The organism is Brevibacterium sp. 'Marine' (genome assembly GCF_012844365.1).
Lineage (GTDB): Bacteria > Actinomycetota > Actinomycetes > Actinomycetales > Brevibacteriaceae > Brevibacterium.
In genome coordinates this window covers 430526-449394 of record NZ_CP051626.1, presented here as the reverse complement: position 1 = coordinate 449394, position 18869 = coordinate 430526, and the positions used below count along the sequence as shown (strand labels likewise).

Below are 18869 nucleotides of genomic sequence, written 5' to 3'. Positions count from 1 at the left end.
GTAGCCTGGCGACCTATCCACCTCGATCATCGAACCACGGACAAAGGAGACGGACGATGAGCACTGCCAGCATCCTCGGCGAGGGAGAACCCGGACGTTCACTGGCCGGACGAACGATTCTCATGAGCGGCGGCAGCCGTGGAATCGGTCTGGCGATCGCGCTGCGTGCCGCCCGCGACGGGGCGAACGTCGCGCTGCTGGCGAAGACGGCGGAACCGCATCCGAAGCTCGAAGGCACGATCTATACGGCCGCCGAGCAGATCGAGGCGGCCGGCGGCAAGGCGCTGCCGATCATCGGTGATGTCCGCAGCGACGACTCCGTGGCGGACTCGGTCGCGAAGACCGTCGAGACATTCGGTGGGATCGACATCGTCGTCAACAACGCCAGCGCCATCGACCTGTCCCCGGTCGAGGACCTGCCGATGAAGAAGTTCGATCTCATGAACTCGATCAACTCACGCGGCTCCTATCTCTTGGCCACGACCGCATTGCCGCATCTGAAGGGCTCGGACACCGCGCACGTCCTCACGCTCTCGCCCCCGCTCAACCTCAACCCCGTGTGGGCGGGCAGGCACCTGGGCTACACGATGGCGAAGTACGGGATGTCGCTGGTCACGCTCGGACTGGCCGAAGAGCAGCGCGAAGCCGGAGTCGCGGCGAACAGCCTGTGGCCGAGGACGACGATCGCCACGGCCGCTGTGAACAACCTCCTCGGCGGCGAGCAGCTCATGGCACGCAGCCGCAAGCCCGAGATCATGGCCGAGGCGGCGTGGGCGATCCTCACCTCGGATCCGCGCAAGGTCACCGGCAATTTCTTCATCGACGACGAGGTGCTGCAAGCTCAGGGCGTCACGGACTTCTCCGTCTACGCGCATGATCCGTCGCGGCCGGGTTCGGTCGGCCACGGCCCCGACGACCTCGAACTCGACCTCTTCCTCGACGAATAGAGGCGCGGCTCTCAAGGCTCCAGCGGCGCAGCCGACTGCTCGCGTTCGGCGACTCCCCGCGATCGGTGAGTCGCCGCGGCACACAAAAAGTCGAGCAGCACAGTTTCAAAACTGTGCTGCTCGACTTTTTGTGTGCTATTCAGCGCCCTTACTGCGCGGCGGATTCCTCGTCGCGCTTGTCCAGTTCCGGAATCATCGGCACGCGCTGGCCGCGCTCTTCGGCCACTTCGGAGGCGCGGTCGTAGCCGGCGTCGACGTGGCGAATGACGCCCATGCCCGGGTCGTTCGTGAGCAAGCGTGCCAGTTTCTGAGCGGCCAGCTCGGTGCCGTCGGCCACGGAGACCTGTCCGGCGTGGATGGAGCGGCCGATGCCGACGCCGCCGCCATGGTGGATGGAGACCCAGGTGGCACCCGAGGAGGTGTTGACCAGGGCGTTGAGCAGCGGCCAGTCGGCCACGGCGTCCGTGCCATCACACATCGACTCGGTTTCGCGGTACGGGCTGGCGACGGAACCGGAATCGAGGTGGTCACGACCGATGACGATCGGAGCCGAGATCTTGCCTTCGGCGACGAGCTGGTTGAACAGCAGACCGGCCTGGTGGCGTTCCTTGTAGCCGAGCCAGCAGATGCGTGCCGGCAGGCCTTCGAACTCGACGTATTCGTTGGCCGCGTCGAGCCACGTGTGGAGGTGTTCGTTGTCGGGGAAGAGTTCCTTGAGCGCCTGGTCGGTGACTTCGATGTCCTTCGGGTCGCCGGACAGCGCGACCCAGCGGAAGGGTCCGAGGCCTTCGCAGAAGAGGGGACGGATGTAGGCGGGGACGAAGCCGGGGAATTCGAAGGCGCGGTCGTAGCCGGCCTTGCGGGCTTCGTCGCGGATCGAGTTGCCGTAGTCGAAGACCTCGGCGCCACGGTCCTGGAATTCGACCATGGCCTTCACGTGCTTGGCCATGGACTCCTCGGCGCGGATGGTGAACTTCTCCGCATCCTGCTCGGCCTCTTCGTGCCAGTCGTCGACGCTCACGCCCACCGGCAGGTAGGACAGCGGGTCGTGGGCCGAGGTCTGGTCGGTGACGATGTCGACCTCGGGAGCCTCGGGGCGGTCGAGGATGAGCGGGAGGATCTCCGCGGCGTTGCCGACGAGCCCGACCGACAGAGCCTGCTTGTTCTTCTTCGCTTCGATGACCTTGGCCAGTGCGGTGTCGAGGTCGGTTTCGACCTCGTCGAGGTAGCGCTTGCCCTTGCGGCGGTCGAGGCGGGTCTTGTCGACGTCGATGATGAGGCAGGCGCCGCCGTTGAGGGTCACGGACAGCGGCTGGGCTCCGCCCATGCCGCCGCAGCCGGCGGTGATGGTCAGGGTTCCGGCGAGGGTGCCGTCGAAGCGCTTGCGGGCGATGGCGCCGAAGGTCTCGTAGGTGCCCTGGAGGATGCCCTGGGTGGCGATGTAGATCCAGGAGCCGGCGGTCATCTGGCCGTACATCATCAGGCCTTCGGCCTCGAGTTCGCGGAAGTGCTCCCAGTTGGCCCAGTCGCCGACGAGGTTGGAGTTCGCGATGAGAACACGTGGGGCCCATTCGTGGGTGCGCATGACGCCGACGGGCTTGCCGGACTGGATGAGCAGGGTCTCGTCGTCCTCGAGGTCGTCGAGGGTGCGCACGATCGCATCGTAGGCTTCCCAGGAGCGGGCGGCGCGACCGGTGCCGCCGTAGACGACGAGGTCTTCGGGACGCTCGGCGACCTCGGGGTCGAGGTTGTTCATGAGCATGCGCTTGGGCGCTTCGGTCTGCCACGACTTCGCGGTGATCTCGGTTCCGCGGTCGGCGCGGATGACGCGGGACGGATCGTGCTGGGTGAACGACGGCTTGGTGGTCATGGGATTCTCCTTGTCGCTGTGTCCGACGAGGCGGATGCTTGGCTGCCGCTTCGCCGTCGCGCCGAGGTGTGGTCTCCCCTGCGCTGTCGGCTCTGACTACACCATCCATTCTGTCGGCTGAACCAGATTGCGGAAGTGGCCCGCATCAAGTTCCGTCCGACATTTCGGACGGAACCACGTGACGACACCCTCGTCATTACTCAAAGAGGGCGTTGCCGATCATCCATTGAATTCAGAATGTATTCTGAATTAGAATTGGACCATGACCACAGAGGCTCGCAATTCGTATAAGTCCTCGGAGCTCAGCCGCGGTTCCGCGGAAGTATTCGCGGCGGCGTCCGATCATCCAGTGGTTGTGACCCGTCGAGACGCGGAACCACTTGTGCTCATGTCTGAGCGAGAGAACCGCGCTCGAAATCAGCTGCTGGAAATCGCCGCTCAGCTCATCGGTGTGGCCACACGCAACGATGAAGTCCTCACTGACTTCATGACGGACCAATTCCCTTGGATGCTCGCATTATCAGAGGCAGACCGGCACGAATGCGCCAGTGAAGTTCTCGACGCCGCACGCGCCAGCTTTTCAGTCGGCCAAGCTCACCTTGCTGCCTCCACTCTCACTTCGTGGCGAGAAACAGCGGAAGCGCTTGCCGCAGGTCTCGGCTCGGAACCGGTCGACTGGCTCGACAACGGCGCAGCCGTTCCCCGCCCCTGAGTCGACATGGCGAAAGAGTCGAAGGTTGAACGCCCAACGAAGAAGAGTGAGTACGAACTGGGGTTCGCCACTCGCCAAGCCGGCAGAGCATGGCGCGATCTCTGTGCCACGATGCGTGGACCGATGGCCGATGCCTGGGACTTTCTCACCAGATCACCCCTCGAAACAACACCGACCAGTTACCCGCTGAAGGGCGAGCTGGCCAACATTGTCCGAGGAGGATCTTCCTTTGAGCGTTGGCAACTCAAAACCAACGCTCAAAGGAAGCGCTCGGATCTGGTACTACGTGGATGGACACACCGTCTACCTCGAGCAGGTATACACCGCGCATCCGAAGCAGACGGACAACTGAGATCTGCCCACGTTCGAACTGCACCCGCTCAAACCGATGCTGCTTGTTCCCGGACCGCCTGCGGCTCGACGTTCACGTTCTCGCCCGTCCCCGCCACCGGCTGCACCGGCGAGATCCGGTAGCTTGCCGGGGTCCGGGCGAGCTTGATCGGCGAGGCCACCCCGCGGTAGCCGTCGCTCATCTCCACGACCATCTCGCGGTGCGCGGTATGCGGGTGCTTGACCACCTCGGCGGCGTCGAGGATCGGACCGGCGGGCACGCCGATGCTCATGAGCTCCTCGGACAGCTTCTCCGCGGAGGCAGAAACCATCAGCGCTTCGAGCTCGGTCCGCAGCGCGTCACGGTTGCCCAGACGGGCCGCATTGTCGACGAACCGCGGGTCCTCGGCGAGCTCGGCAGCACCGAGGTGGTCGACGAGCCGGGCGAACTGTCCGTCGTTTCCGGCGGTGATGAATATCTGCCCGGCCCCGGTCGCGAACGCCGAATACGGGGCGATGTTCGGATGGTCGTTGCCCGACAGCTTCGGCACGGCTCCGCCGCCGAAGAAGTTCGGCAGATGCGGGTGCATGACGGAGATTCCGCAGTCGTACAGCGTCGTCTCGACCCGTTGACCGCGCCCGCTGGTCACTCGTTCCTGCAGCGCCATGAGCACGCCGATGGCCGCGTTGAGCCCGGTGACCATGTCGACGGCGGGCATGCCGATGCGCATCGGCCCGGTCGACGCATCGCCGTTGACCGACATCAGACCCGACATCGCCTGGATGATCGCGTCGTATCCGGGCCGTCCGCCCAGCGGACCGTCATCGCCGAAGCCGGTGATCGACGCGTGCACGAGATGCGGGTAACGATCGGGAATGTCCGACACAGGGTCGAGCCCCCACTTCGCCAGGGTCCCGGTCTTGAAGTTCTCGACGAGGACGTCGGCCCCGGCCAGCAGCCCGTGCAGCGCATCCTGTCCCGCCTCGGTGCGCAGATCGAGAGTGATCATCCGTTTGTTCCGGTTGATCCCGGCGAAGTAGCTCGACACCTCGGGCGCGACGAACGGCGGCCCCCAGGTGCGCGTGTCATCGCCGGCCGGCGGCTCGACCTTGATGACCTCGGCACCGTGATCGGCCAGGATCTGCGTGCAGTAGGGCCCACCGAGGATGCGCGAGAGATCGACGACCGTGATCCCGGCGAGTGCTCCCGCGCTCACTGTCCGCTTCCTCCGGAACGCGCAGTCCCATCCTCGTCGGACTGACCGGAGCCATCCTCGCCGAGGATGTCCTCGACGGCCGCGAACGCGTCGTCCCGGCCCATGCCGACACCGTCGATGAGGGCGTCGAGGACAGCGTCGTCTTCGACGACGGGGACGAGCGGGTTCTGCGGCATCAGTTTGTGGCGCAGCACCAGGGCGGCGATAACGATGCGCGACCAGTCGCCGCGGCGCTCACCGATCCGCGCACCTTCCGAGGCCATGATGGACGCGCACACGAGGTTGTACGTCGCGGTCGCGAGCTGCCGCACCCGCGCTTGCTCAACGCCTTCGGGCGTGTTTTCGAGCGCGTGCAGCAGCGTCGAGCTCAACGATTGGACCTGACGGCGGAACGCGGCTGGGAGGTCGGCCGCCTCGGCGATGAGCGTCTCCAAGTGCAGGAACAGCGGTTTGAGCGTTCCCGCCCGATGAGCTGCGCGGATGACGTCGAGGGCGACGATGTTCGAGGTGCCCTCCCAGATCGATCCGAGTTGGGAGTCGCGGAAGACGCGGGCGTCACCGTACTCCTCGATGTAGCCGACGCCGCCGCGGATCTCCATCGCGTCCGCGGTGACCTTGCGGGCGTCGCGCGTGGCACGGAACTTGATGAGCGGGGTGAGGATGCGCAGCACCGAGGCGGCTTCGGCATCCCCGGCATCGGCGCGGGCGAAGACGGCGGCCGTGTGCAGGGAGATCGACAGCGCCTGCTCCGTGGTCGTCATGATCTTCGCGAGCTGGCGTCGCTGCAGGGGCAGCTTGCTCAGGGTCGAGCCGAAGGCTTCGCGATTGCGGCAGATGAACTTCGACTCCCCGAAGGCCCGGCGCATGAGGCCGGCCGCGCGCACGGCGTTCGACAGGCGGGAGGAATTGACCATATCGGCCATCTGCACGAATCCGCGTCCGATGTCGCCGACGAGGTAGGCCGTCGCTCCCTGCAGGCTGATCTCGCCGCTGGGCATCGACTTGGTGCCCAGCTTGTCCTTGAGACGGACGATGCGCATCGAGTTCGGCGACCCGTCCTCGAGCGTGCGGGGCAGGAGGAAGAGTCCGATGCCCTTGATGCCCGGCTGGGCTCCTTCGGGTCGGGCGAGGACCATGGCGAGTTCGGCGTCGGCGTTCGAGCAGAACCACTTCTCTCCGGTCAGCGCCCAGGTGCCGTCGCCGTTGTCGACGGCCGTCGTCGTCGCCCGGCCGACGTCGGAGCCGGCGTCCTGTTCGGTCATGAACATCGCGCCCTGGGTGAGGGTGTCGACATCGGTGCTCGTCAATCCGCCGATGAACCGCTCGACGAGTTCGGGGGATCCGTACTTGCGCAGGGTGCGGGTGAGCGAGTCGGTCATGTTCACCGGGCACAGCAGTCCGAATTCCGCCTGCGTGAACAGGTAGACGAGGAGGTACTTGACGATCGGCGGCATCGGTTCGTCCCAGCCGAGGACACCGGGCCGGTGGCTCATCGCGGCCAGACCGAGTTCACCGAAGGCAACTTCCTGCAGGCGACGGTAGGCCGGGTGGATCTCGATCGACTGCTGATCGGCACCGCTGCGGGTGCGGTGCTTGAGAACCGGAGGATTGTTGTCGGCATCGTGGGCGAGGTCGTCGAGCTCTGCCCCGAGGCGGGGCCCGAGGTCCTCGAACACGGGGCGCAGGTGCGCGAGCAGCTTCTCGTCGAGGTAGAGCGGCAGCAGGTCCTTCAGCGACCGATCGTCGGCGAACCTGTCGATGCCGTGGCTGTCCGGAACGGGGGTCATCGTCGTCTCGGGCGACGGAACTGTCTCACGCAAGATAATCTCCTTTGATGCTTTCTTCGACGGTATGCCCGAGAATCTGCAATTGACAAAGACATTTCTCTTATCCCTGATAATCTTCGGTTATGGCTGAACCGAGTCTCAAGCGTCTCCAGTACTTCATCGCCCTGGCCGAGCACGGCAAGTTCCAGCTCGCCGCCGACGCGGTGAACATCTCCCAGCCGGCGTTGAGCGCCGAGCTCAAGAGGCTCGAGGACTTCGTCGGCAAACCGCTGTTCCATCGCAGTCCCGTGACGAAGCTGACCGCGGCGGGAGAGGCGCTGCTGCCCTATGCGAAGTCTGCCGTCGGGGCAGCCCATCGATTCAACGAGTACGCGGCGGCCGTGAACACCGGGGCACCGACGTCTATCTCGATCGGCACCGTGGCCACCTTCCTCCACCGTGGCCTGCCGCAGACGATCACGGACTTCTCCGCGACGCATCCGGACATCCTCGTCACCACCGAGGAAGCCACCTCGGCGGCGCAGTCGGACATGCTGCTCGGCCACGACATCGACATCGCCTGCGGCCACATGCCTCTCCAGCACCCCGGCGTCGTCTGCACTCCGGCGGCCCGGGAGTCGTTCTGGCTGTGCGCTCCGGCGGGATCGCCGATCACCACCATCGCCGAGGCGGTCGACTCCCCGTTCGTCATCTTCCGCAAGAGCGCATCCCCGATCTACCACGACACCGTCGTGGGCATCTGCCGCACACACGGCTTCGAACCGCAGATCCACCATCGGACGGCCAGCTGGTCGGCCGCCGTCGAGATGGTCGCTCACGGACTCGGCGTCTCCCTCGTCCCCTCACCGGTGGCCCGCAGCTACCACGGCGATGAGCGACTGACCTTCACCCGCGTCGGCACTCGTCCGAATGCTCCGCAGGCGTGGATCACCGTTCGCCGGGAGGATCAGTCCACACTCATCGGCGACCTCGCCCTCGCCCTCGTCATCGCCTCGGAATCACTCGCCGACCCGGTCGCCGACTGAGGAACCGAGTCCCGTCTCACGGGTGTCCACAGCCGCCTCGGCGAACCCGATTTCGCACTCTGATACCCATCTGGCAACAATGACTTCCTGCGTGTTCGGGACTGGTATCAGCAAAAATTCTCCCCTCCCGCTCTACGGGCCGGTAGGCCGCAGTAGATCAGGGAATTCAGCTCCAGCATCACTGCGGGTTATGAAGGTATAACCAAATAGTGTTTGCACGGCCCACACGGGCAACTTACGGTGAACGAGCACCTATACCACGTCAGCAACGCGTGGCATCGGTCGGCGCAATGACGCTCCACCTGAGAGGAATCGCATGTCTGACTCCGTCAACACCGCGAAACGTGCCCGCAAAGCCGGCATCGCATCGTTCATCGGAACCACCATCGAGTGGTACGACTTCTACATCTACGGCACCGCCTCGGCGTTGGTGTTCGGGCACGTCTTCTTCCCCGACACCCTGCCCGCCGGCGTCGGCACACTGCTCTCCTTCGTCACGATGTGGGCGGGCTTCCTCGCACGTCCGCTCGGCGGCATCATCTTCGGCCACTTCGGTGACAAGTACGGACGCAAGAAGACACTTGTCGTCACCCTTGTGATGATGGGTGCGGCGTCGTTCCTCGTCGGCCTGTTGCCCGGGTACGCGACCATCGGCATCGCCGCTCCGATCCTCCTCACCGGCCTGCGCATCCTCCAGGGCATCGCCGTCGGCGGCGAATGGGGCGGTTCCGTGCTCATCGCCAGCGAGAACGCCCCGAAGGGCAAGGGCGTCCTGTATTCGGCCTTCGCCCAGCAGGGATCGCCGGCAGGAAACCTCATCTCCTCGGGCATGTTCTTCGTCCTCGCACTCATGCCGACCCCGCAGTTCCTCCTCTTCGGCTGGAGGATCGCGTTCCTCGCCTCGATCTTCCTCATCGTCATCGGTCTCGTCATCCGCCTCAAGCTCGAAGAGCCGGAGAACATGAAGGTCGTCAAGCAGAAGGACGCTGTCGTCAAGGTCCCCGCACTCGAGGCGATCAAGAAGCACTGGGTGCTCATCCTCCTCGGCGCCGGTGCGCTGCCGCTCATCCAGGTCACCTACCTCAAGACGACATTCGCGACCGCGTGGGCGACGGACTCCACCCACTCGTGGGGCTACAGCTCGTCGACCTTCCTCGGCATCGTCACCATCGCGCTCGTCGTGCAGTTCATCGTCCAACCGTTCGGCGCGATCATCCTCGACCGCGTCAAGGACATGCGCAAGGCGATCTTCTGGATCATCGTGCCGGAGTTCGTCCTAATGCCGCTCATGTTCTTCGCGATCGAACTCGGTCATCCCGGCATCGCACTGGCTGCCATGGCCGCTGCGACCGTTCCGCACTCGCTGTTCTACGCCGGCATCGGCGGCATCATCGCCCGGGCGTTCCCCACGCGGGTCCGGTACACGGGAATCTCGCTGGCCTACCAGCTGTGCTCGATGACCGTGGGCGGCGGCACCGCCGCGGCCGCACAGTGGATGTACACGAGCTCGGGATCCATCGTTCCGGTGGCGATCCTCAGCGCCGGCTATGCGCTCGTCTCCCTCGTCTGCACGCTCATCCTGCTGAACAAGACCGGCTGGACGGCGAGCGAGAGTTCAAAGGCTGAAGCCGCCGACGAGGCGGAATTCGCCGCAGCCCGCGCCGCCGTGAAGGCCGAACGCGACGCCGACTCGAAGGGTGTGCCTGGCGCGACCGCCTCCGCTCCGGCCGCCGACTCCGCGGACGCGGTCGGCACCAGTGATTCCGTGTCGGCCGCCGACACCACAGGCGCGGGCTCCGAATCTGCACCGGCGCGCGCCCCCGTCACTCCCTGAGGCTTCAGCCTCGACGACGATGAGGCCCCGGCCTCGATAACGATGGCCTCAACAACGATGCGGCCCCTGCCTCGATAGCCATGCGGCCCCGAGTCCACCACGGACTCGGGGCCGCATCGCATTGCGCGGTCTGCTAGGTGTAAGAGGTCAGGAGGCTATCGACGGGGGCAATCAGCCGAAGAAGCTTACGGCACTGTTCACGACGAATAGCACATTTTTAAAACTGTGCTATTTGTCGTGAACAGTGCCGTGACGCTGGTGTCCTCGGGCAGGTGCCAGCGCCCCGTGCCAGCCTCAGCGCAGGTAGAGGCGGACCGTGTCGATCTCGTCGCGGAGCAGCCGGACCTCCTCGGCCGTCGGCGCCTGGGTCTGCTGGACATCCTCGGCGACGGCGAGGTCCCAGCCGGTCGCCTCCTGCACCTGCTCGACCGTGACTCCGGGATGGACCTCGGTGAGTTCGAGCTCGCCGAGGCGCTCACGCCGCCGCAGTATCCCCAGCGGGGTGATGACGGTGGAGACGCCGAATCCGCGCGGTTGGATGAAGTCCGGCTGCTCGGCCGCGCGCACCGGCGAGGCCGAGGTGACGAAGTCGAGTTCGGCGGGGAAAGCGGCCGGATCGTGGCGGCGGAGGACGACGAAGACCTCCCCGGCGCCCGCCATGATGTCCGCGGCCCCGCCCGACCCGGGCAGGCGCACTGTCGGAGAGTCCCAGTCGCCGATGACGGTGGTGTTGAGCGAACCGTACCGGTCAACCTGCGCCGCGCCGAGGAAGCCGACGTCGACGTTCCCACCTTGGAGTACGTAGCCGAAGAGGGCATGCATGTTGACGACCGCCTCGGCGCCGGAGACGACGACGGAGTCCGCGATGCCCTCGGCCATCGATTCGGGGTGCGCGCCGGCGACCCCGGATTCGTAGATGAGCTGGATGGCCGGATTGACCGTGCGGTGGGCGAGGTCGACGGCCAGCGTGGGCAGCCCGACGCCGGCGAAGACGGTGCGGCTGCGAGCGAGCATCTTCGCGGCCGCGCAGACGATGAGTTCGGTTTCGGTGAAGTCCTTCGCCGAGGCGGCGCTCATTTCACGGTCCCTTCGCCGAGTCGGGCACGGCCGAGTTGGGCAGCGCCTTGTTGGACAGTGCCTTGTTGGGCACGGCGTCCGTAATCGACCGCGCCCGAGGGGCGCGGATCCACGAGCAGACCGCGGAGGCGATCGTGACCGATCGAGTCGAGATAGTCGGCGTGGTCGCGGGTGCCGCGAACATGGGCATCGAGCCACTCCTGCAGCCTGGCGGGGTCCTTCGAGATCGCGGTCCATTCGCGGTAGAAGGCATTGTCGCGGTCGTAGGAGCCCTGCACATATGACGGGTGCGCCCCGGTCCGCACCTCGCACACCACGTCGACGGCGTGGGCGGGGATGAGGGTGCGATTCGGATCGGAGCGGACGACCTTGTCGTCGACGATCTCCTCGACCGTGACGATGACATGGTCAGCCGCATACACGGCTTCCTGCTGAGTGCCTGTGATGCCCCAGATCTGGACGTTGCCGTGCCGGTCGGCGCGCTGGGCATGGATGATCGTGACATCGGGGTTGAGCGGCGGCACGACGTACGTCTTCCTGCCCGAGTACGGGTCGACGACGGAGCGGATGTCCGGGTTGATGCCGGGGATGTCGGACCCGACGAAGGAGGCGATCGGGGCGAACGGCAGCCGAGCGGCTCCGGCGTGATAGCGCAGGGTCATCGCGTGATGTGAGTACTCGTCGACCGCGAGCGGCCGCGGGTCAGCCGATTCGATGCGACGACGCACCTCGTAGAGGCTGCCCGCCGAACCGGAGGCGAAGAACGAGCAGACGAGGCGATCGACGCAGTCGGCGGCGATCATCATGTCGCTGAGCAGATCGGGGGTGAGCCGAAAGAAGGTGAGTCCGGAGATTCCCTGCCGGATGATCTCGTGCCCGGCGGCGAACGGGATAAGGTGGGAGAACCCTTCGAGCGCCACCGTGGCTCCGTTCTCGACGAAGCGTCCGATGGCCTCGGGCAAACTGACGACTGTGTCACTGTCCATGGTTCGCAGGCTATAGCAATTACCGAAATCCGCAAAACAACTCTATGATTATTGTCAATTCATGCAATAATTAAGGCATTCGCCCGGACCGCCTGATACAGGAGACCATTGTGGAGCTGCAGCAGATCCGCGCCTTCGTCGCCGTCGCCGAGGAACTCCACTTCGGCCGCGCCGCCGAACGCCTCGGCATGGCTCAGCCTCCGCTGAGCCGCACCATCCGCTCCCTGGAGACCGAGCTCGGCTCCTCACTGTTCCAACGCACGACCCGCTCGGTCAGCCTCTCCCCCGCCGGTGAGGCGCTGCTCGAACCGGCCAAGCACATGCTCGCCACCCAGCAGGCCGCCATCGAATCCGTCCACCGCTCCTCCAGCGGTGAGGTCGGACGCGTTCGCTTCGGCTATTCACACCCCTCGTCCCGCGACCTCGCCGCCACCCTCGTGGCGGCCTCACACGATCGCAACCCCGGAATCACCTTCCACCTCGAGTCGACGGTCTATGCCGACGAAGGCCTCGAGAGGATCATGGACGGCACTCTCGACCTCGCCCTGGTTCGCTGGCGCCGGCGGCCCCCGCTCATCGCCGGCCGCCCCGTGGCCGTCGAGCGCCCATGCGTCGCCATGCCGAGCACCCACCGCCTGGCGGGTCGGAAGAAGATCACCGTCGCAGAGCTCGCCGACGAGCCCTTCGTGCTCCTGCCCGCGCGGCCGAATTCGAACCTGCGCGAAACCGCCATGCGCCTGTGTCTCGATGCCGGATTCAGCCCGCGCACAGTCCAGGAGGCCCCCGACTCGCAGTCGATCTCCGCGCTTGTAGCCGCCGGGATGGGCGTGACGATCACGTTCGACTCCGTCGCCGCCGGCTACGATTCGCGGGTCTCCGCAGTGCCGCTCGACCTCCCGAATGAGGCCACCCAGCTGCACCTCGCGTACCGCCTCGACCAGCAGGACGCAGCCCTGAACACGGTCCTCGATGTCGCCGAGGCGGTCCTGCCGACCGTCCGCTGAGCCAGGCACATCGTCGGCCGAGCCCTCAAATTCGCCGGCTGAGCCACGCTGAACCCGTCGTTCGCGCCGAAACGATCGCGCTCAAGGCACTCCGCGCCGCAGGCCCGGCCGACCATTCATTGAGACGCCCCTTGTCAGCCTCAATCCATTCGGATATGTTCATAAATCAGAACGTATTGATATCAGTATCGGCAGTGATGCCGATTGTGTCGGTGCCGCGGCTGCCGCAGTCGGACGGCTCGACAGCAACTCAAAGGGAGACTCTGTGTCCGAAGACATCGTCATCTGCGAACCTCTCCGCTCCCCTGTGGGCGGATTCGGCGGACAGTTCAAGAACGTTCCGCATGAGGAGCTCGGCCGACAGGTCCTGACAGCACTGCTGGAGAAGACCGACCTGCCGGGTGAGGCCATTGAGGATGTCGTCCTCGGCAACTGCTATCCGCACATGGAGACTCCGGCGATCGGCCGCGTCGTGGCCCTCAATGCGGGACTGCCGATCACCGTTCCCGGCCGCCAGGTCGACCGTCGCTGCGGCTCCGGCCTGCAGGCGATCGCCGATGCCCACGCGATGATCTCGGCCGGCTTCGCCGACCTCGTCGTCGCCGGCGGCGTCGAGTCGATGAGCCGTGCACCGTTCTTCAACGAGGAGATCCGCTGGGGTGTCAAGGGCGGCAACATCGAGCTCAAGGACGGTCTCGTCCGCGGCCGCCTCACCGCCGGCGGCGACGACTACCCTGTGCCCGGCGGAATGATCGAAACCGCAGAGAACCTGCGTCGGGAGTACAAGATCTCACGGGAGGACCAGGACGCCTACGCGGTGGAATCGCACCGTCGGGCCGCCTCGGCGACGGAAGAGGGGAAGTTCGCCGACGAGATCGTGCCGATCACGCTGCCGGCCACCCGGAAGACCCCCGAACAGGTCATCACGACCGATGAGCACATCCGTCCCGGATCGACGGTGGAGAAGCTCGCAAAGCTCAAGCCGATGCTCGGGAAGTCCGACTCTGAGGCCACGGTGACGGCCGGCAATGCCTCGGGTCAGAACGACGGCGCCGCGCTGTGCATCGTCACCACCGCCGCCAAGGCCGCCGAACTCGGTCTGCGGGTCTTCGCCCGCATGCGTAGCTGGGCCGTGGCCGGAGTGCCGCCGAAGACGATGGGCATCGGTCCGGTGCCCGCCACGGCCAAGGCACTGGAACGGGCTGGGCTCGAACTCGGCGATATCGACCTCATCGAACTCAACGAGGCATTCGCGGCTCAGGTGCTCGCCTGCACGACCGAGTGGAAACTCACGGAGTCCGACTTCGCCGAGCGTCTCAACGTCAACGGCTCGGGCATCTCACTGGGCCACCCGGTCGGCGCGACCGGTGGGCGCATCCTCGCCACCCTGCTGCGCGAGATGGATCGCCGCGAATCGCGCTACGGCCTCGAGACCATGTGCATCGGCGGAGGCCAGGGCATGGCCGCCGTCTTCGAACGCGTCGCCTGAGTTCTTCACCAGACGATCCGACCCGCCAGCCCCGAGTTCCGGACGATCCGTGCGGGAACAGACACCCATTTCCCGCACGGATCGTCCGGAACTCTCACTCTCCTGCGGCGGGCCACGATCAGCGGTCCGCCGCAATCACCATCCAGAAGCCGACACCTATCCGCGAGGTACCCTCTCGTCCACCTCGTCGAGGCAGGGGCGATCGCATCCCTCGTCCTCCCTCGAGGCGGGGCATCAATCGCGCGGAGCGACCTCGACCGTCGCCGCCTTCGGGCCGGCGGCCACCATCGGGGGAAGGTAGGGGCTGCCCGCGTACTTCGCCTCGTAGGCGGAGTCGATGCGGGCGCCCAGCTCGGCATCGTCGATCGGCTCGAATTCGACCTCGTACTCCTGTCCGGCCGCGCTGATTCTGCCGAACCGCTGCTCCAGCGCCGACCGGTACCACTTGCCGTCGGTGCCGTTGTAGGCACGGACGAAGACCCGGCCGTCGACGACGACCGACCAGATCCAGGTCAGGGTTCCGGTCGTGTGTCCGTCGGCGTGGTAGACGGCGATGTGGAAATCGTCGTTGTCTCCGATCGCCTCACTGATCTCTGTTGACCATTCGTTCATGGTTTTCCTCCTCAATCGTCGGTGAAGACCTGCTTCGCGACCGACATCGCTCCCATCCCGTTGGGCCAGCCGGCGTAGAAGGCCAACTGAGTGATCGCTTCCTTGAGCTCATCCTCGGTGCATCCGTTCTGCCGAGCGAAGTCGAGGTGGAAGGCCAGCTGCTCCATCTTCCCGGTCGCCACGAGGGCTGCGACGGTGATCATGCTGCGATCGCGTTTGCTCAGGCCTTCGCGTTCCCAGACTTCGTCGAAGAGGACTCGGTCCGTGTAGTGGACCAGGCCCGGGGCGAAGTCCCCGAATGCTCGCTGTCCTCCGGTCCACCCTGTTGCCGACTCTTCCGTGCTCTCGCTCATCCCGGATCCTCCGTTCTCTGAGTTCTCTGTCATGGTGTGCGCATCCTGTCCGGTCACTTGCCGCTGTAGACGGGGAAGGCGGCGAACTCGCCGTAGTCGCTCTGCTCGAGACCGCGCAGTGTGCTCATGTCGTCGTCGGAGATGACGAAGTCGACGTCTGCATTCGTTCGCATGTGATCGGGATTCGCAGTCTTCGGCAGAGAGACTGCCCCCAGCTGCAGGGTGTAGCGGATGCACAGCTGCGGAACGCTCACTCCGTATTTCTCGGCCACGGCGGCGACGTCGCGGTTCTCGAGCATCTTTCCGTGGGCGATCGGAGAATAGGCCTCGACGAGGATGCCCTTGCTCTGGCAATGGGCGATGAGGTCCGCAGGCGTGTTGCCGATGTGGGCAAGAACCTGATTGACGTGAGGAGTCACTGTGGCGCTCTCGGTGATTGCGGCCAGGTCGCCTTCGAGGAAGTTCGAGACGCCGATCGCCCGCAGCCTGCCCGACTGGTAGGCCTCTTCGAGTGCCTTCCAGGCCTGTCGGTTGCCCTCGCCATAGTCACCGCCGCGGAAATCGTCCCACGGCTGCGGGGCGTGGATGAGCATGAGATCGAGGTAGTCGAGGCCCATCGTGTTCAGCGACTCGTCGATCGCAGCGACCGCCGTGTCATAGTCCTTGATCTCTGCGGCGAGTTTCGTCGAGACGAACAGGTCCTCGCGAGGGACGCCGCTGGTGCGGACCCCTTCGCCGACACCGCGTTCGTTTCCGTACGCCTGAGCGGTGTCGATATTGCGGTAGCCGTTCTCGATCGCATCTCGCACGGCCTGAGCGGCTTTGTCGTCCTCGATGAACCAGGTGCCCAGCCCGAGCTGAGGGATGGTCACCTCGTTGGACAGTGTCAGTGTGTCAGTGAAGATCGTCATCCCTGATCTCACTTTCCGTTGATCGTGTTGTAGGTGTCGTCGTCGACCGGTTCGAGCCATTCGTTGCTGACGTCGTCACCGGGGGTGATGAACGCGAGGTGGCTGAACCAGGAGTCCGCTGCGGCTCCGTGCCAGGGCTTCGTCCCGGCGGGCACGCGGACAGTGGTGCCCGGCTCCATGCGCACCGGAGCTTCGCCTTCGGCCTGGTACCAGCCTGTTCCGGCGGTGCACATGAGGATCTGGTCGCCGCCGCCGTTCTTCCCATGGTGGATGTGCCAGTTGTTGCGGCAGGCCGGCTCGAAGGTCACATTGCTCACCGGAACGCTGCCGCCGGCGAGCGGGGCGAGGTAGCTCTGACCGATGAAGTACTGCGCGAAGGCGTCGTTGGCCTCTCCGGTGGGGAACATCTGGTCGAATTGCGGGTCGGTCATGATCTCTTCTCCTCGTACCTATGAGTTCTTTCGGAATCCATCCTCGTCTCCGTTGAGCTGAAGCACCAGAGGCAGAAATCATCCTGGGATGCCTTTATCCCCCTCAGCAGGGACGCCGGCGGACTCTTTCCGCTCGGTCGACCATGCGGCAAGGAAACGCAGAGCTTCTCCGGTGGGACTGTCCGCGGCAGCGGTCCAGACGACGAGCGACTGTTCGGAGTCATGGGCCTCGACGAGCGTGTCCCAGTCGAGGACGAGTTCGCCCGCGGTCGGATGACGAAGCGTCTTCGTACCCGTTGTCAGGCTCTTCACCGTGCGCCCGGCCCACCATTCGGCGAATAGGTGATCCTGAACGGAGAGCTCGCCGACAAGAGACGTCAGCTTCGGATCGTCAGGGTATTTCGCGGCCTCCATGCGCAGCTGCGCGACCGCGGTCTGAGCTGCCGTGTCCCAGTCGGCGTAGAGCGACCTCATCGTCGGGTGGGTGAAGAGAATCCGGACGTAGTTGCGCTGGGCCGCAGGGATCGCCCCGAAGTCGATCATCATCGCCGCGGCGAGGTCGTTCCACGCGAGGATGTCCATGCGCCTGCCCATGACGATCGCCGGAGTCGTTGTCAGGTCCTCGAGTACGCGCTGCAGCTGGGGCACGACCTTCTGAGCGCCTCGCCGAGGCGATCTGGTCGCGGGTTTGTCGGCGAGGCTGAAGAGGTAGCTCCGCTGGTCCTCATCCATCTTGAGCACGTCGGCCAATACGCCGAGGACGGGAGCTGAGGCTCTGATCCTTCCCTGCTCGATCCGCGTGTAGTAGTCGGTGCTGATCGAGGCGAGCTGGGCGACTTCCTCGCGTCGAAGCCCCGCGACGCGACGGTGTCCGACCCCTCCGGCCAATCCAGCCTCCCCCGGAGAGATCTCCCCGCGACAGGTCTTGAGGAAGTTTCCGAGTTCATTCATCTTCGCAGTGCCAGCCATACCCATCATCATGGCACTTCCCCCTGCCGATGAGAGGAGGAGGGAAAAATCCCTGGACGAATCCATCCGACACTTCGGACGAAATCCTCATCAGCCCCGTTGTCTTCGCCCTGGTCACCGCCGAGGATGAGAATCATGAACGCAACGAAGCAGCTGCTGACCGGTGTCCGGGTCGCCGATTTCTCCCGTGTCCTCGCCGGTCCCTACGCCACGGCGATGCTCGCCGATCAGGGCGCCGAAGTCATCAAGATCGAAATGCCCGGCCACGGCGATGATTCCCGACATCTCGGACCCTTCACCGAATCCGGGTCGACCTACTTCACCGGCCTCAACCGCGGAAAGCGCTCGATCGAGGCCGACCTCAAGGACCCCGACGACCATGCACGACTGCTCGAGCTCATCAAGACCTGCGACGTCGTCGTCGAGAACTTCCGCCCCGGAGTCGCCGCAAAGCTCGGCCTGTCCTACGAGGACCTCAGGGCCGTCAGGCCCGATCTCGTCTATGCCTCGATCTCCGGCTTCGGACAGCACGGTGCCCAAGCCAAACGCCCCGCCTATGACACGGTCATCCAGGCGCTGAGCGGACTCATGGCCTCGACCGGCTTCCCCGACGGCTCACCCACCCGAGTCGGCGAATCGATCGCCGACGTCTCCGCCGGAGTCTTCGCGGCCTTCGGCATCTCCTCGGCGCTCTTCCACCGCCAGACCACCGGCGAGGGAGCCCACATCGACATTCCGATGATCGATGTCATGCTCGCCATGCAGCCGACGAATGCTTCCCTCCACTCAGCCGGCTCCTCTCCGTCGCGGGTGGGCAACCGCCACCCCGTCTCCGCCCCCTTCGACACCTACCGCGCCGCCGACGGACTCGTCGTCATCGCCGTGGCCAACGACCGCCTCTTCGGCACTCTCGCCGCCACGCTCGGCAAGCCGGAGCTCGCCGCCGACCCGCGTTTCGCCACCGACGGCCATCGATCGGACAACGACGAGGCTCTGCGCATCGAGATCGAAGAGTTCACCAGCGGGCGCACCGTGACCGAGCTGTGTGAGATCTTCGATGCCGCAGGGGTCCCCAACTCCCCCGTCCTCGATTTCGCCGAGGCGGTCACCGGCCCCATCGCCAATGGTCGCGGACTCACTGCCGCCGATCCGCGCACCGGTCACGCCTATCTCGGCCATCCGCTCCTCGTCGACGGCACCCGCCCAGCGTCCACGCTTCCGGCACCGCACCTCGGCGAGCACAATGCCGACTTCGCCGCACCCATCGACGCACTCTGACCTCGCCGAGACGGAAACGGCGGACCTGACGGAACCG

General features: G+C 65.5%; 17 protein-coding genes. 7 read left to right on the top strand and 10 right to left on the bottom strand.

Annotated elements, in window-relative coordinates:
• Positions 1-56: 56 nt before the first annotated feature.
• The gene (locus HF684_RS02000; protein WP_169251123.1) at positions 57-947 is read left to right on the top strand and encodes an NAD(P)-dependent oxidoreductase; all 891 of its coding nucleotides are present in this window, start codon (positions 57-59) and stop codon (positions 945-947) included.
• Between the two features lie 148 nt (positions 948-1095).
• Here HF684_RS02000 and hutU read toward each other — a convergent pair whose 3' ends face one another.
• Positions 1096-2817, bottom strand: coding sequence for a urocanate hydratase (gene hutU / locus HF684_RS01995; protein ID WP_169251122.1), 1722 nt, complete (start codon positions 2815-2817; stop codon positions 1096-1098).
• Between the two features lie 262 nt (positions 2818-3079).
• Between hutU and HF684_RS01990 the strand changes: the two genes are divergently transcribed.
• Complete coding sequence (locus tag HF684_RS01990; protein WP_169251121.1) at positions 3080-3529, top strand: prevent-host-death protein; 450 nt, start codon at positions 3080-3082, stop codon at positions 3527-3529.
• A 380-nt stretch (positions 3530-3909) separates the two neighbouring features.
• Here the strand turns inward: HF684_RS01990 and HF684_RS01980 are convergent, their stop codons facing one another.
• Both HF684_RS01980 and HF684_RS01975 read right to left on the bottom strand, forming a co-directional pair.
• Positions 3910-5076, bottom strand: a complete 1167-nt coding sequence (locus tag HF684_RS01980; protein WP_169251120.1) for a CoA transferase — start codon at positions 5074-5076, stop codon at positions 3910-3912.
• Positions 5073-6896, bottom strand: a complete 1824-nt coding sequence (locus HF684_RS01975) for an acyl-CoA dehydrogenase family protein (protein ID WP_248279078.1) — start codon at positions 6894-6896, stop codon at positions 5073-5075. The genes HF684_RS01980 and HF684_RS01975 overlap by 4 nt, the downstream gene beginning before the upstream one ends.
• 89 nt (positions 6897-6985) lie before the next feature.
• On the opposite strand from HF684_RS01975, the gene HF684_RS01970 reads away from it, so the two are divergent.
• On the top strand, positions 6986-7888 hold the full coding sequence (locus tag HF684_RS01970; protein ID WP_169251119.1) for a LysR family transcriptional regulator: 903 nt from the start codon (positions 6986-6988) through the stop codon (positions 7886-7888).
• A gap of 316 nt (positions 7889-8204) precedes the next feature.
• On the top strand, positions 8205-9722 hold the full coding sequence (locus HF684_RS01965) for an MFS transporter (protein WP_169251118.1): 1518 nt from the start codon (positions 8205-8207) through the stop codon (positions 9720-9722).
• A 294-nt stretch (positions 9723-10016) separates the two neighbouring features.
• On the opposite strand, the gene HF684_RS01960 is transcribed toward HF684_RS01965, so the two are convergent.
• Both HF684_RS01960 and HF684_RS01955 read right to left on the bottom strand, forming a co-directional pair.
• On the bottom strand, positions 10017-10799 hold the full coding sequence (locus HF684_RS01960) for a CoA-transferase (RefSeq protein ID WP_169251117.1): 783 nt from the start codon (positions 10797-10799) through the stop codon (positions 10017-10019).
• Complete coding sequence (locus HF684_RS01955; RefSeq protein WP_169251116.1) at positions 10796-11785, bottom strand: CoA transferase subunit A; 990 nt, start codon at positions 11783-11785, stop codon at positions 10796-10798. The genes HF684_RS01960 and HF684_RS01955 overlap by 4 nt, the downstream gene beginning before the upstream one ends.
• 110 nt (positions 11786-11895) lie before the next feature.
• On the opposite strand from HF684_RS01955, the gene HF684_RS01950 reads away from it, so the two are divergent.
• Together HF684_RS01950 and HF684_RS01945 are read left to right on the top strand one after the other, a co-directional pair.
• On the top strand, positions 11896-12789 hold the full coding sequence (locus HF684_RS01950) for a LysR substrate-binding domain-containing protein (protein ID WP_169251115.1): 894 nt from the start codon (positions 11896-11898) through the stop codon (positions 12787-12789).
• Positions 12790-13054: 265 nt separating this feature from the next.
• Positions 13055-14278: an acetyl-CoA C-acetyltransferase gene (locus HF684_RS01945; protein ID WP_169251114.1), complete on the top strand. Its 1224-nt coding sequence runs from the start codon at positions 13055-13057 to the stop codon at positions 14276-14278.
• 234 nt (positions 14279-14512) lie between these two features.
• Here the strand turns inward: HF684_RS01945 and HF684_RS01940 are convergent, their stop codons facing one another.
• The 5 genes from HF684_RS01940 to HF684_RS01920 form a co-directional block, all read right to left on the bottom strand.
• Positions 14513-14890 (bottom strand): DUF2255 family protein, encoded by a 378-nt coding sequence (locus HF684_RS01940; protein WP_169251113.1) that lies wholly within the window; start codon positions 14888-14890, stop codon positions 14513-14515.
• Positions 14891-14901: 11 nt separating this feature from the next.
• Positions 14902-15243, bottom strand: a complete 342-nt coding sequence (locus HF684_RS01935) for a carboxymuconolactone decarboxylase family protein (RefSeq protein ID WP_169251112.1) — start codon at positions 15241-15243, stop codon at positions 14902-14904.
• 53 nt (positions 15244-15296) lie between these two features.
• Positions 15297-16154, bottom strand: a complete 858-nt coding sequence (locus HF684_RS01930; RefSeq protein ID WP_169251111.1) for an aldo/keto reductase — start codon at positions 16152-16154, stop codon at positions 15297-15299.
• Between the two features lie 8 nt (positions 16155-16162).
• Positions 16163-16585: a cupin domain-containing protein gene (locus HF684_RS01925; protein ID WP_169251110.1), complete on the bottom strand. Its 423-nt coding sequence runs from the start codon at positions 16583-16585 to the stop codon at positions 16163-16165.
• A gap of 78 nt (positions 16586-16663) precedes the next feature.
• Positions 16664-17554, bottom strand: coding sequence for a helix-turn-helix transcriptional regulator (locus tag HF684_RS01920; protein ID WP_169251109.1), 891 nt, complete (start codon positions 17552-17554; stop codon positions 16664-16666).
• 135 nt (positions 17555-17689) lie between these two features.
• Here HF684_RS01920 and HF684_RS01915 point away from each other — a divergent pair, with 135 nt between their 5' ends.
• Positions 17690-18832: a CoA transferase gene (locus tag HF684_RS01915; RefSeq protein WP_211168047.1), complete on the top strand. Its 1143-nt coding sequence runs from the start codon at positions 17690-17692 to the stop codon at positions 18830-18832.
• The last annotated feature ends 37 nt before the right edge of the window (positions 18833-18869 follow it).